Raw genomic sequence first — 14346 nt, 5'->3', positions numbered from 1 at the left:
AAGGCGATCGCCAAAAGGCCGCTAGTTTGCCAGAAGGCCAAAACACGGGCGAGATTATCTATGGAAACTCAACGCAATGCTAAAGAAACGCAACTCAACATTCATCGTTATTATTACTAAAACGATTCACATGAATGCCTAAGGGATTGGAGGTCAGGGTGACACAAGTTCTGTCAGGTCGATGTCTTTGCGATCGCATCTCTTACGAGATTGCAGGCGAGCTAGGGCCAATCTTCCACTGTCATTGTTCCAAATGCCGACGATGGCATGGCGCAGCATTCCGCACCCGCGCAACCATCCATACGTCCCAATTCAAATGGACTAGAGGCGAAGAACTCGTCGCGCAGTATCACTCCTCTCAATTTGTGGTAAAGCACTTTTGCTCCGTTTGCGGCTCAAACTTGATCAGCACCTACGACAACGAACCCACTAAAATCGGAATTCCGCTCGGCGGTTTAGATCAAGCCCCCAATAATGAGCCAGAGGGGCATATTTTTGTAGGCTCTAAATCCCCGTGGGTCAAAATTACCGACGATCTGCCTCAATACGAAACTTGGCCAGGATCTCATGCAAAAGTCCGCCAGACCAGCCACGACAACTCATAAATTATCGATAAATTGAGCGTGTATAAACGTCAATTCAAAGCTGAAGTACGACACCGGAACTAGCTGCGGAAGGTAGCAGAGACTTTTTGTAAGAAAAAGCATAGTCCCGCCAATCCCGCACATAACCCTCCCCCCACTAGCGTCAGCGCCCATTGTTCGGCTTCTAATTTAGATTGGCTTAAAGCGATTAACGTCATCAGGAGTACCGCTGCGGTACTAAGCCCGGCCATCCAAATCGCTTGCGATTTGGCCTCCGTCATCCAGGACAACGGCGAACTAACAGGACTTAAAACCGCAATGCTCTCTAAGGGTTTAATGCGCTTAGGATTCAGCGCCCCCGACCGAACGACAGCCAACCATCGCGTTTCAATCGCCGCCTGCCAATCGTCCAGTACCTTTAAGGAATGGGTTTGCGTACTCGCATACTCCTCGCTCAACTGGGTTTGTACGTACTGTTTAGCGCGCTCCAGCTGCGGGCCAAGACGCTGAAGATCGCGAAGCATCGGATTCTTAGGCACCGTCGGTACAGGCGCAAACACATCTATCCCCAGCTTCTGCGATCGCTCGCACCAGTAGCATTTGCCAGAAGAGGGACTGAACGTATGGGTCTTGACCTTCCGGCAGCGCTTGAGATCGGCGATCGCCACTTTAAAGCCCTGCATCCATTCGCGGGCGGTGGGTCGAGCCGACGGGTCGAGGTGTCCGTCGTTAAAACACCTGGTAAAACATGCTTGCAGAGCTGGATGCACAATCGTCAGCGGCACCGTCAGCAAACTGGGCTGAATGGGGCTGCGGGGCGCATAGGGCCACCATCCCTGACGGATTAATTCATTGGGGTCCGGGGAGTCGCCCGCGCCCGTCCATCGTCCCTTAAAGGGATGATCGCCAAACAGCAACAGATGCGCGATGACGCCCAGACGGAAGCGATCGTGCACCTCGGTCTGCTCCAGGGTGGCGAGATCGCGATCCATCAACTCCGCTGGCGTAAATCCCTCCGAGCCCACTGGACAACGATAAAGTTCCCCTGTTTGAGGGTGACGCACCTGAAAAGAATCCGTATCGATGATGGACGGAAGGGCACCCTCATCTACTAAAATATTTTGCGGCTTGAGGTCGCCCAATACGTACCCAGCGCTGTGAATCGCCCACACCAATGAGGCAATATTCATCGCCGTTGCGTGGAGGTAGAGCCAGTTAAATTCTGGGAGCGCAGCCTGTCGCCGCAGGGGATTGTAAACCTCTAATAAATCCACTGCCTGAGCCACCTCGGGCATTAAAAATCCCACCTGCGCTCCAGTCGGGTCCTGGAGGAGCGACGTCGGCCAAGCAAAGGAAATATGGTTGATGTGAGCATTGGGATCCTTCGGCGGATGGGCGATCATCGCCTCTAGCTTCTGGATCCGCTCTGGGCGAGGAGCGTAGTAAATCTTAGCCAGATAACCGAGCTGACTGGTGCGCCATATTTCGCCTTCCCCGCTGCTGGCAATTTGCTGCATCAAGGCGATCGGTTGTCCCGTCCGGGTACAGGTTAGGGTCTGCATAAACCTTTTTCCTCACAGCATTGGATGATTCTTCTGGGGCAAATATTTGGAACGGCTGGAAGGAACGTTACCCCTTTCTGCCGATTTTGTCTAGGCTGCCCAGCGGCACAATAACAGCGTTTTATCATCGTCCGTTTGCCGATTTAAGTACTCGGATTCCAAAAAACTCATGATATAGGCGTCATCCTGCTCTGGATTCGGGGTTTCGCCAAGATATGCTTCCAAGGGTTTAAAAAACGCCGGATGAGGCTCCCACGCGGGGAGATGCATGGCCAAACGTTCAAAGGCATCGGTGGCGGCACAAATAAATTGGGGCGGTTCTGCGATCGCCCTAGTTTGCAAATCCTGAAGGGCCGTCGAGGACGTGACAAAGGCAGTCTGGTTTACAAATTCGCCTTTGTCGGGCGCAAACAGGAGTTGATAGGCCCGAGCCGGAGTGCTGACCACCATAAAGCCATCCCCAATTTGCATCGCGGCAATCCAGTGGGGAGTCGCGACAAACGCTAGGAGCGTACAGGCTAGAGTTTCCAGACCGTAATGATTCTGGGCGGCCTGCTGCTGGAGGTCATCGCGAACTTGTTTGAGCGTCCGCTCGAACAATCGCTGGACTTGCGGCGGAGAAGGCGGTTTTTCTGCCGTCGGCCATTGCGGATTATCGTGGGGCTGAAGCCAGGTTTCGAGATGGGAGAGGTAATCTAAGGTACTTTTGACCGCCAAGGCTGCGCCAATGGCGCTATGGGGCGCGCTGCCAGACCCATCGGCGATCGCCCCTATAACCACATCCCCAAAGCTACGATGGCCCCCCGCATCCTGGCAGGGTAAATAATGCTGTCGATGACGCGTTCCGATCGCGGAACGACTGAGCGATCGCCAACCCATGCAAAGTCCTCATATTATTAAAGCCCGACCTAGCGAGATCGGATTGACTGAAGCTTGACGCTCTACACTATAGCCAACTGTTTCAGAATTTGAGCCACTTTAGAAAGTTCGTTGCCTTGGGCCGTGCTGAGTGCAAAGCGCCAGTAGTCAGTTTGATACACTTGAATGCAGCGCCTTATCTCTCAGTACATCCCCGGTCGAGAGCAAGCCAATGGTCCTTCAAACTTCATCCAAAGCGATTACGCCAACCGTAACCTGGGAAGCCCTTCCGGCAGATTTCGCGTTACCCGACGACCCCGTGGAAAACATTCAGCAGCCCACCCTTGCCGCCGCCCTAACCGATGCCCTCGGAGCCGCCGGACGCATCCAGCCCACCATGCTCATCGGTTCCAACTTTGGCCTCGTCGCCACAGTTAACAAAAAAATCGTGGTCAAAGCCCCCGATTGGTTCTACGTGCCCCAAGTTCATCCTGTCGCTGAAGGAATCATTCGCCGCAGCTACACCCCCAATTTAGAAGGCGAACCCGTTGCGATCGCGATGGAGTTTCTGGTGGAAGAAGACAACGGCGAACTTTCGCTCCGAGCCACGCCGCCCTACGGCAAACTCTACTTCTACGAACAAATCTTGCAGGTGCCCACCTACGTCATCTACGACCCCTACGAACCCAGCCTAGAAGCCCGATGTTTGCAAAACGGACGTTATGCAATGCAAACCCCCGATACTGAGGGGCGGATTTATATTCCAGAATTAGACCTGCGAATCGGCATTTGGTTGGGAGAGCGCCTCGGACAAACCACCCACTGGCTTCGCTGGTGGGACAACGCAGGAAATTTACTTCTGTGGAGTGCAGAACAGGCGCAACGCGAACGTCAGCGAGCCGAAGCTTTAGCTGCAAAACTACGGGAGCTTGGCGTCGATCCCGACCCATTATGAATGGGCGATCGCCCCCTCGTCCCCACCCAACCTAAAGATTCACCTGCCCCCAACCCACAGGCGGCAATTCTACCGCCTCGCCCACCTTACCGCTAGAGACCCGCTTCATCGACTTACTCAGCCACACAAACAATGATTGGAAATCCAGTCCGTTCAGCAACACCGGAGGGCGATCGCTGGGCGCAATTTGCGAGAGCGTCTTGAGATCCGCCCCCTCCACCGCCACCGAAAAGAAACAGAACTTCCGGTCCGCTTCCCCTTTCTGGATTCGGGCGGCAGCATCCTGCCACGGATCCGTAGGCGCGCCGTCCGTAATCAGAAAAATCCAAGGGCGGTAGTATTGGATGCCGTTGGCATGATAGACCTCCTTGCGCGCCGTCAGTAAATCCAGCGCGTACTCAATGGCTTCCCCCATGGGCGTTACGCCATCTGCCGCTAACGTGGGGGGCGTAAACTGGTCGATCGTGACAAAATCCTGCACCAGCCGCACTGGGCCAAACGTAACGAGCGCGACTTCAACGCTCAAAGCAGCTTTCGTATCTGCCTGGATGTTTTCCTTAAACAGGCTGACCCCTTGATTGAGGGCATTCATGGCGTCCCCAATCATAGAGGCTGAGGTATCTAGGAGCAAAATAACCGGGCAGCGGTTCTCAGGATTTTGGACGAATTCTGGAAATCCTACAGGCATCTTGCCCTCCTCGAATGAATGCAGATTAAAGAAAAATTCTTCTGAATTTTACAACCATTGGTTGGCATCAGCGCCAAGTCGTATTTAAACCGATCTGCAAAAGAATTTTAGGCTCTATCCAGCAAGCATGATTTTGGCAAAATCCTAATATTCGCTAAATTTGGGTCGATTCGGTTCGCAAGCAGCCAAACTGCTCAAATAGCGCTCAATTCCCCTTGGGCTATACTGAAGTCAGTTTTGATGGAGTGTCTCATCATGGTTTATCTGGATGCTCACCCACACCTAAACGTTGACGCGGCGGTTAATGGAGCTATCCTAGATGAGCTTCCGCAGCTTCCTCCCACCAATCTCGATAGTGATGAACCTCCTTTGGAAACTGATTTCCACCGCCGCCAGATAGACCTATTGATTCGCTTGTTAGAGTTTTGGTGGCAAGAGCGTATCGATTTCTATATCTCAGGTAATCTCACGGTTTACTACAACGAACAGCAACTCAAATCCCGTGATTTTCGCGGACCCGATGTATTCATCGTGTTGGGGGCCGAAAAGAGAAATCGACGAAGTTGGGCGATTTGGGAAGAAGGGGGGAAGTATCCCAACGTGGTCATTGAGCTACTGTCTAGCGCAACGGCAGCGGTGGACAAGAATGAAAAGAAACAGCTCTATCAAGACGTGTGGCGGGTTCCAAACTACTACTGGTTTCATCCGCAGACGATGGAATTTGCTGGGTTTACTCTCAACAATGGTCGCTATGAACCCATCCCACCCACAGAACAAGGATGGCTTTGGAGCGAACAGTTAGGGTTATTTTTGGGCGTTTATAACGAGCAGTTACGGTGGTGGACAGAGCAAGGGGAGTTGATTCCATTACCGGAAGAACAGGTACAACAGGCCAAGGAACAAGAACGACGGGCCAAGGAAGAGGCACAACAAGAACGACAACGGGCGGAACGGTTGGAGCGCTTATTGAGGGCGCAGGGGATTGACCCTGACCAACTCTAACCCAGTGTGACTGTAAGCGGCTTTAGTTCCCGCATTGGGCAATCAAAATGGATTGTCAAAACCCACTATGCACAATCGATTCATTGATTGAATCTGCATCGGTCTCGACAAAAAATTGACCTCTCATTAATCCATTCAGGTTACAAAAACAGTAACCAGCCGATTGCATTCCCTCTTCCCCCTTTAATATCTTTGTTAACGAGGAGCCCCAACATCCATACAGGTGGTAAGGCCGATCGCATCCAGCAATGTTATTGAGTTGAGGATTGAGGATGAAACACCATCGTAGATCGATCGCAGTTTTGCGGTGGGTGGGTTCTGGGGCGATGCTGATGGGGCTGATGGGGGGATTGGGTGAGACAGGAATGGAGGCGGGAGCTGCGGCCCCAGTGATGCGGGAGATTCAGCAGCAGTTAGCGCAAGCAGGAGATTCAGCCGGACAAGTAGCTTTTAATGAGGGACAACGGCTCTATCAGCAACAAACTGCTGAGTCTGCACGAGCGGCCATCGTCAAGTTTGAAGAAGCAGTGAAATTATTTCGAGCAGCAAAAAATTCTGAAGGAGAGGCTACTTCGCTCGTCTGGGCTGGATATGTATATGATGCTCTAGGGGAGAAGCAGAAAGCATTAGAGTACTATAACCAAGCTTTGCCAATAAGTCGTGCAGTGGGCGATCGCGCTGGGGAAGCGACTGCCCTCAATAATATGGGCGGTGTATACGATGCCCTCGGGGAGAAGACGAAAGCATTGGAGTACTATAACCAATCCTTGCCAATAAGTCGTGCAGTAGGCGATCGCGCTGGGGAAGCGACTGCCCTCAATAATATGGGCGGTGTATACGATGCCCTCGGGGAGAAGACGAAAGCGTTGAAGTACTATAATCAAGCTTTGCCAATAAGTCGTGCAGTAGGCGATCGCGCTGGGGAAGCGAGAACCCTCAACAATATGGGCCTTGTATACGATGCTCTCGGGGAGAAGACGAAAGCATTAGAGTACTATAACCAAGCTTTGCCGATAAGTCGTGCAGTGGGCGATCGCACTAGGGAAGCGACTACTCTCAATAATATAGGCCTTGTATACGATGCCCTCGGGGAGAAGACAAAAGCATTGGAGTACTATAACCAAGCTTTGCCGATAATTCGTGCAGTGGGCGATCGCGCTGGGGAAGCGAGAACCCTCAATAATATGGGCCTTGTATACGATGCTCTCGGGGAGAAGACGAAAGCATTAGAGTACTATAACCAAGCTTTGCCGATAAGTCGTGCAGTGGGCGATCGCGCTGGGGAAGCGGTTACCCTCAATAATATTGGTAGAGTTTACGATGACCTTGGGGAGAAGACGAAAGCATTAGAGTACTATAGCCAAGCTTTGCCGATAAGTCGTGCAGTAGGCGATCGCACTCAGGAAGCGACTACCCTCAATAATATGGGCGGTGTATACGATGCCCTCGGGGAGAAGCAGAAAGCATTGGAGTACTATAACCAAGCTTTGCCGATAATTCGTGCAGTGGGCGGTCGCGCTGGGGAAGCGGTTACCCTCAATAATATTGGTAGGGTTTACGATGACCTTGGGGAGAAGACGAAAGCATTAGAGTACTATAACCAATCCTTGCCAATAAGTCGTGCAGTAGACGAGCGCACTCAGGAAGCGACTACCCTCAATAATATGGGCGGTGTATACGATGCCCTCGGGGAGAAGCAGAAAGCATTAGAGTACTATAACCAAGCTTTGCCGATAAGTCGTGCAGTGGGCGATCGCACTAGGGAAGCGACTACTCTCAATAATATAGGCCTTGTATACGATGCCCTCGGGGAGAAGACGAAAGCATTGGAGTACTATAACCAATCCTTGCTAATAAGTCGTGCAGTAGGCGATCGCGCTGGGGAAGCGAGAACCCTCAATAATATAGGCGTTATATACTCTAACCTCGGGGAGAAGACGAAAGCATTGGAGTACTATAACCAAGCTTTGCCGATAATTCGTGCAGTAGGCGATCGCGCTGGGGAAGCGGTTACCCTCAGTAATATAGGCCTTGTATACGATGCTCTAGGGGAGAAGCAGAAAGCATTAGAGTACTATAACCAAGCTTTGCCGATAAGTCGAGCAGTAGGCGATCGCACTCAGGAAGCGGGAACCCTCAATAATATAGGCGGTGTATACGATGCCCTCGGGGAGAAGACGAAAGCATTGGAGTACTATAACCAAGCTTTGCCGATAATTCGTGCAGTAGGCGATCGCGCTGGGGAAGCGACTATCCTCAATAACATTGCGCATGTTTATCGTGAGCAAGGTAAACTAGAAGCCGCCTTAGAGCAAATCAACGCAGCCATTGCAATTATTGACGAATTACGCCTCAAAATCAGTGCTAAAGAACTGCGTACTTCCTACTTCTCTAGCGTTCAGGACTACTACCAATTCAAAACCGACCTCCTGATGCAACTGCATCAAAAATCCCCTCAAAAAGGCTACGAAAAACAAGCCTTTGAGACCTCAGACCGCGCCCGTGCCCGTGGCCTCATCGAACTCCTCACTGAATCCAACATCACCCTCCAACCCACCACCGCAAACTCAGCCCTCTTCACCCAAGAGCGAACCCTCCACCAAGCCCTCCGCCAACTCGAACAACGGCGCGTCATCACCCTTAGCAAAGACCACACCCCCGCCCAAGCCCAAGCCCTAGACCGTCAAAGCGAAGCCCTCCTCCAACAACGTCAAGACCTCACCGTCAAACTCCGTACCGCCGATCCCGCCTACGCTAACCTCAAATATCCCCAACCCCTCACCCTGTCTCAAATCCAGCAACAAGTCTTAGACAAAGATACTCTCTTGCTCCAATACTCCCTCGGCGCAGACCAAAGCTACCTCTGGGCCGTCACCGCCAATGGCATCCAAACCTACATCCTCCCCAAACAAGCCACCCTAGAAGCCGCCGCCAAAAAATTCCGCAGCGCCACCGCTAACCCCGGCTCTCAAATCATAGATGCCAAACGCACAGGCGATGCCCTCTACCAGCTCATCCTCGCCCCCGTCGCCAACCAACTCCCCCGCAAACGCCTCCTCATCGTTGCTGATGGAGCCTTACAATATACCCCCTTCGCCGCCCTCCCCCTCCCCAACACCCCCACCTATACTCCATTACTCAAAAACCACGAGATTCTCAACGCTCCCTCCGCCTCAGCGATCGCAGTCCTGCGCCAACAAAAATACACCATCGGCCCCAAAACCCTGGCCGTCATCGCCGACCCCGTCTTCCGCAGCGATGATGGCCGCATCGCCGAACGCAACGCCAACGCCCTAGACGCTTGTGCCCCCGCCCTCGCAGACCGGAACCAACCCAAAACCGTCATCGCCCAAAACCTCCCCAGAGATCTCCAAAACACCCTCCGCGACCTCGATCTACGCGGTATCCAGCGTCTTCCTGAAACCCGCAAGGAAGCCGAAGAAATCCTAGCCCTCGTTCCCCCAGCCCAAAACACCGCAGCCTGTGCCTTCGCGGCGAGCTATGGTCGGGTGACTCAACCGAAAAATAACCCACTCAACCAATACCGTATCGTCCATTTTGCAACCCATGGCTTAGTAAACCCCATTCAACCCCAATTTTCTGGGTTAGTCTTATCCCTGGTCGATCGCCAAGGCAAACCTCAGGACGGCTTCTTGCGCCTGCACGATATCTTCAACCTCCGCCTCGCTGCTGACCTCGTGGTCCTCAGTGCTTGTCAGACGGGAATGGGCAAGGATATCAAGGGCGAAGGGTTAGTGGGCCTCACCCGAGGGTTTATGTATGCAGGCAGCAGGCGTGTGGTCGCGTCTTTGTGGAGTGTGGCGGATGATGCCACGGCGCAATTGATGGCGGAGTTTTACCGTAGCATGCTGCAACAAAAGCAGACCCCAGCGGCAGCCCTGCGATCGGCTCAGCTCAAAATGTGGGAAACGAAACCAGACCCGTATTTGTGGGCTGCCTTTACTCTTCAGGGAGAATGGCGACCGTAAAAGTCAGCTCAACGTTATCGGCCCACCTTAAGCGATCGTATTCCCAACCCGCACACCCTGAAATCTCTCTTTGCAAACCACCATGCACCCCAAAACAATCGCCCTCACCACCCTTCTAACCCTGCTCATCAGCACCCCCCGTCTCCAAGCCAAACCGATTGCCAAACCCATCCCCATCACCTTGCAATCCAGCAACACCCGAGAATCCTTTCAGCCCAAAGACCGCACCAAATCTCAAAAACCCTACAGCGATAAAGACCGCATCATTATCGGCACCGACGATCGCACCCCCATATTGACACGAGCCTATCCCTGGTCTGCGATCGGACGCATCGAAATCAGCACCGCCACCGAAGGCTATACCTGTACGGGCACCCTCATCGGTTTAGATATCGTCCTCACCAACGCCCATTGCCTCATGGACGAACAAACCAAACAGCCCATGATTCCTAAGAATGCCTCCCCCGATAACCCCGCCCAAATCAAATTCAGCCCCAGCATGATTCGCGGCACCGCCCTCGACACCGCCCGCGTCATCGACTACCGCTACGGCACCAAAGACCCTTACACCAATCCGGGCGACGACTGGGCCATCCTCAAGCTCGACCAACCCCTCGGCGCGCGCTACGGATACCTCGGTTGGCGCAACCTCAACTTCGCCAACCCCAAAATACGCCAAGCCACCCGCGATCGCCTCACCCTCGTCGGCTACGCAAGAGACTTCCCCACCGCCCGCAACACCGAATACGGCACAGGGGGCGAAACCGCAGGCATGAACCAAACCTGTAGTATCGAAGGACTCGTCGCCCAGAAAGGACTCAAAGGCGTCCTTCTCCACCGTTGCGACAGTAACCCCGGAACCTCGGGAGGTCCCATCTTTGCCCAATTCAGCAACGGCAACTATTACATCGTCGGCCTTCACTCCGGTAGCGTCGACCTCAACCAATGGCAAATGCTCAGCAACGGCGACATCTCTAAAACCGTCAATCGAGGCGTTGCTGTTTCCCAGTGGGGCACCGCCGCCTTCTATATGAAATAACGATCGAAGACATTAAAATACAGCCTTGCCAAAACTTCCTGTAAGCGTGTCGCGGCACTCTGATAGACTTATACATTGATACGTAAGCTACAAAAAAACGGCGCAACATCGGCATCTGGGAGGATTCATTGCGTGGATAATGTCATCGGTTTAGAGATTATTGAAGTCGTCGAACAAGCGGCGATCGCCTCGGCACGCCTCATGGGGAAAGGCGACAAGAACGAAGCGGACCATGTGGCGGTAGAAGCCATGCGCGAACGGATGAACAAAATCCACATGCGAGGTCGGATCGTGATCGGCGAGGGCGAACGGGACGATGCGCCCATGCTCTACATCGGCGAAGAAGTGGGGATTTGTACTCAGCCAAATGCAGATCAAATCTGTAGCTTGGAAGAATTGGTCGAGATCGACATCGCCGTTGACCCTTGCGAAGGAACCAACCTCGTCGCCTACGGTCAAAACGGCTCGATGGCCGTGCTGGCGATTTCAGAAAAAGGCGGACTGTTTGCCGCACCTGACTTTTACATGAAGAAATTGGCAGCCCCTCCCGCTGCAAAGGGCAAAGTAGACATCAACAAATCTGCTACCGAAAACCTCAAGATTTTGTCTGAGTGCCTCGATCGCGCCATTGAAGACCTCGTAGTCGTGGTCATGAAGCGCGAGCGCCACAATGACCTCATCAAAGAAATCCGCGAAGCAGGCGCGCGAGTGGCTCTGATTTCGGACGGAGACGTCTCTGCTGCCATTTCCTGCGCCTTCTCCGGGACCAACATCCACGCCCTCATGGGCATTGGCGCAGCACCGGAAGGCGTGATTTCAGCCGCCGCCATGCGGGCCTTAGGCGGTCACTTCCAAGGACAGTTGGTTTACGATCCTGAAATTGTGAAAACCGGCCTCATCGGCGAGAGCAAAGAAAGCAACCTCGCTCGCCTTGCCAGCATGAACATTACCGACCCCGATAAAGTCTACGACGCGCACGAGCTAGCCTGCGGCGAGACCGTTCTCTTTGCAGCCTGCGGTATTACTTCGGGTACCCTCATGAAAGGCGTTCGCTTCTTTGCTGGCGGCGCGAGAACCCAATCTCTGGTCATTTCCACCCAGTCCAATACGGCTCGGTTCGTGGATACTATTCACCGCTTTGACGCGAAGCCGCGATCGCTTCAGCTCCTCTAAACGCGAGCTGAATTCGTGGATGGGGTAGGGGCGCAAGGTCTTGCGTCCCTGTCAAACGGTAACTTTCATTCAATTTAAAACTGCTACATTCGCAAATTTTTTTAACTTAAAAACCTTTAGACCCGCTTAAGACATCGATAATAAAAGGGTATAGGAGCGGAGGAGTCATGAATATTGCGGTTGTCGGGCTTAGCCATAAGACAGCGCCGGTTGAAATTCGGGAAAAATTAAGCGTACCCGATGACGCCAAAGAAAAAGCGATCGCCCAGCTTAAAGGCTACCCTCACCTGGAAGAAGTTGCAATTCTCAGCACCTGCAACCGTCTCGAAATTTATGTCATTGCCAAAGAAACCGAAAATGGGGTGCGCGAGCTAACCCAGTTTTTGGCAGAGTGGAGCCAGATTCCGCTGACGGAACTGCGCCATCATTTATTCGTGCTGCTCCATCAAGATGCGGTCATGCACCTGATGCGGGTGGCTTCTGGGCTAGATAGCTTGGTCTTGGGCGAGGGGCAAATTCTGTCCCAGGTGAAGCACACCCACAAGTTAGCCCAGCAGTATGAAGGAGCCGGATCGATTTTGAATCGCCTGTTCAAGCAGGCCATTTCTGCTGGGAAACGGGTGCGCACCGAAACCAGCATTGGGACGGGCGCGGTTTCCATTAGTTCGGCGGCTGTGGAATTAGCCCAGCTTAAGATTGACGATTGGACCGACTGTCGCGTTGCTATCTTAGGCGCGGGCAAAATGTCGCGGCTATTGGTTCAGCATTTGATCGGCAAAGGGGCCGATCGAATTACGATCCTGAATCGGTCCGTGCAGCGATCGCAGGAGTTGGCCAGTCAGTTCAAAGAAATCACCCTGACGCTGTGCGGCCTGTCCGAGATGGAGTCCGTCTTGGCCTGCTCGGATTTAGTGTTTACCAGTACGTCGGCGACGGAGCCCATTTTAGATCGGGCCTTACTGGAGCCACTGGTCTGCAACCGCAGCTCCATCACGATCGTGGACATTGCCGTTCCCCGCAACGTCCACGCCAACGTCAACGAACTGGCCGAAGTTCGCGCCTTTAACGTAGATGACCTCAAGGCCGTCGTCGCCCAAAATCAAGAGAGCCGCCGCCAAATGGCGATGGAGGCTGAAACGTTGCTGGAAGAAGAGCTAGAGGCGTTCGATGTCTGGTGGCGATCGCTGGAAGCGGTGCCGACCATCAGCAGCCTGCGGGCCAAAATTGAAACCATTCGAGAGCAGGAGCTGGAAAAGGCGCTGTCTCGCTTGGGGACTGAATTTGCGGACAAGCACCAAGAGGTGATCGAGGCGCTCACGCGGGGGATCGTGAATAAAATTCTCCACGATCCGATGGTGCAACTGCGGGCGCAGCAGGATATTGAGGCGCGCCAGCGCGCTATGCAGTCGCTGCAAATGCTGTTCAACTTAACCCCTGCACCCAGTCAAAGCCAGCCTTAAGAAACCCTAGTTCATCCCCAAAATCGAGTTCTTTCTGCGGGTGTCAGCGCGTTTGGATGAATGTCTCGACGGAGGACCAGCCCGTTGGGCGCGGCGATCGTGCGGGGCAAAATTTTAGCGTCTAACAAGGTATTGTGGGTCAAGTCGTAGGTGGTGTAGCGCGTGGAAGCATCCGCCCATTCAATATCCACCACCGTGAGGGTTTTGCGAGGCGAGAGGTTGCTGTTCAACCATCGACGCGGTCCCGTGCCTAAAGCCCCCGTTTGCAGGAGCTGCAACTGACCGCGATGGCCTGGAAAGTAAGCGTGGTCGTGACCGCTGATGTAGGTATGAACTCGATATTTTTCTAGCATCGATCGTAGCGTTTCGGCCCGATCCAAAAACTCACCCGGTTTGTCGCGACCGACTGCTATTCCATACAGCGGCAGATGTCCGATCGCAATTCTCATCCGTGCTTGCTGGGCCGCACTGCTTTTCAGGCTTTTTTCGGCCCAGGCCAATTGCTGGGCTGAGATAACGGCGGTTGATGCGTCCCACACGAGATAGAAAATCTCGTTCTGGACAAACGAATAATTAAAGGGAAACCGATCGCGATCGACAAACTGAAGCTGGGGCGTATGCGCTTTCCAGTAGGCTTGAGCCAAGCGGCGATCGCGCTCGAACGCAAGCTGCCCTCCCGCGCCGATGGCCCCCGATCCGTCGTGGTTCCCGATGGTAAATCCTAACGGTAACTTTGCCTTTCGCAGGGGCGCTCCGATGGCGCGGTCAAAGCCCTCCCACATGGCCCGAATTTGAGCGTCGCTGAGTTGCTGAGACATGCCCGCTACCATATCGCCGCCGCACAGAACCAGGTCTGGTTGCCAGCTCGGGAGGAGGGCGATCGCTCGGTGTACCTCAGGTTCGTAGTCTGTCGAGCCGTACTGGCTGTTGAGATCGCTGATAACGACAACGCGCGCGTCGCCGCGAACGGGTGCGGAGAAGCCCTTCGGCCCAACGGCCCGTCCTTTTGAAGATCGAGTCAAGGCAGTAGAAACAG

Annotated in this window: 11 protein-coding genes; 7 read left to right on the top strand and 4 right to left on the bottom strand. The window is 53.6% G+C overall.

Annotated features, from left to right (window positions below):
- Positions 1-158 precede the first annotated feature (158 nt).
- Positions 159-605, top strand: a complete 447-nt coding sequence (locus tag R6H26_RS15600) for a GFA family protein (RefSeq protein ID WP_404783566.1) — start codon at positions 159-161, stop codon at positions 603-605.
- Between the two features lie 59 nt (positions 606-664).
- On the opposite strand, the gene R6H26_RS15595 is transcribed toward R6H26_RS15600, so the two are convergent.
- Together R6H26_RS15595 and R6H26_RS15590 are read right to left on the bottom strand one after the other, a co-directional pair.
- Complete coding sequence (locus R6H26_RS15595; RefSeq protein WP_404783564.1) at positions 665-2146, bottom strand: helix-hairpin-helix domain-containing protein; 1482 nt, start codon at positions 2144-2146, stop codon at positions 665-667.
- 90 nt (positions 2147-2236) lie between these two features.
- Positions 2237-3025, bottom strand: coding sequence for a PP2C family serine/threonine-protein phosphatase (locus R6H26_RS15590; RefSeq protein ID WP_404783562.1), 789 nt, complete (start codon positions 3023-3025; stop codon positions 2237-2239).
- Positions 3026-3236: 211 nt separating this feature from the next.
- Between R6H26_RS15590 and R6H26_RS15585 the strand changes: the two genes are divergently transcribed.
- Positions 3237-3959, top strand: coding sequence for a Uma2 family endonuclease (locus R6H26_RS15585; protein ID WP_404783560.1), 723 nt, complete (start codon positions 3237-3239; stop codon positions 3957-3959).
- 31 nt (positions 3960-3990) lie between these two features.
- Here the strand turns inward: R6H26_RS15585 and R6H26_RS15580 are convergent, their stop codons facing one another.
- Positions 3991-4647, bottom strand: coding sequence for a VWA domain-containing protein (locus R6H26_RS15580; RefSeq protein WP_404783559.1), 657 nt, complete (start codon positions 4645-4647; stop codon positions 3991-3993).
- 255 nt (positions 4648-4902) lie between these two features.
- On the opposite strand from R6H26_RS15580, the gene R6H26_RS15575 reads away from it, so the two are divergent.
- The 5 genes from R6H26_RS15575 (at position 4903) to R6H26_RS15555 (ending at position 13310) form a co-directional block, all read left to right on the top strand.
- The gene (locus R6H26_RS15575) at positions 4903-5649 is read left to right on the top strand and encodes a Uma2 family endonuclease (RefSeq protein ID WP_404783558.1); all 747 of its coding nucleotides are present in this window, start codon (positions 4903-4905) and stop codon (positions 5647-5649) included.
- Positions 5650-5921: 272 nt separating this feature from the next.
- The gene (locus tag R6H26_RS15570) at positions 5922-9638 is read left to right on the top strand and encodes a tetratricopeptide repeat protein (protein WP_404783556.1); all 3717 of its coding nucleotides are present in this window, start codon (positions 5922-5924) and stop codon (positions 9636-9638) included.
- 82 nt (positions 9639-9720) lie between these two features.
- Positions 9721-10677, top strand: a complete 957-nt coding sequence (locus R6H26_RS15565; protein ID WP_404783555.1) for a trypsin-like serine peptidase — start codon at positions 9721-9723, stop codon at positions 10675-10677.
- A 132-nt stretch (positions 10678-10809) separates the two neighbouring features.
- Entirely contained in the window at positions 10810-11850 is a 1041-nt protein-coding gene (gene glpX / locus R6H26_RS15560) for a class II fructose-bisphosphatase (RefSeq protein WP_404783553.1), read from the top strand.
- Positions 11851-12017: 167 nt separating this feature from the next.
- Entirely contained in the window at positions 12018-13310 is a 1293-nt protein-coding gene (locus R6H26_RS15555; protein ID WP_404783551.1) for a glutamyl-tRNA reductase, read from the top strand.
- 11 nt (positions 13311-13321) lie between these two features.
- Here R6H26_RS15555 and R6H26_RS15550 read toward each other — a convergent pair whose 3' ends face one another.
- The gene (locus R6H26_RS15550) at positions 13322-14332 is read right to left on the bottom strand and encodes a metallophosphoesterase family protein (RefSeq protein ID WP_404783549.1); all 1011 of its coding nucleotides are present in this window, start codon (positions 14330-14332) and stop codon (positions 13322-13324) included.
- Positions 14333-14346 lie beyond the last annotated feature (14 nt).

It is taken from the genome of Altericista sp. CCNU0014, from assembly GCF_044923475.1.
Lineage (GTDB): Bacteria > Cyanobacteriota > Cyanobacteriia > Thermosynechococcales > Thermosynechococcaceae > JAAURS01.
This window is presented reverse-complemented; position numbering and strand designations above follow the sequence as displayed.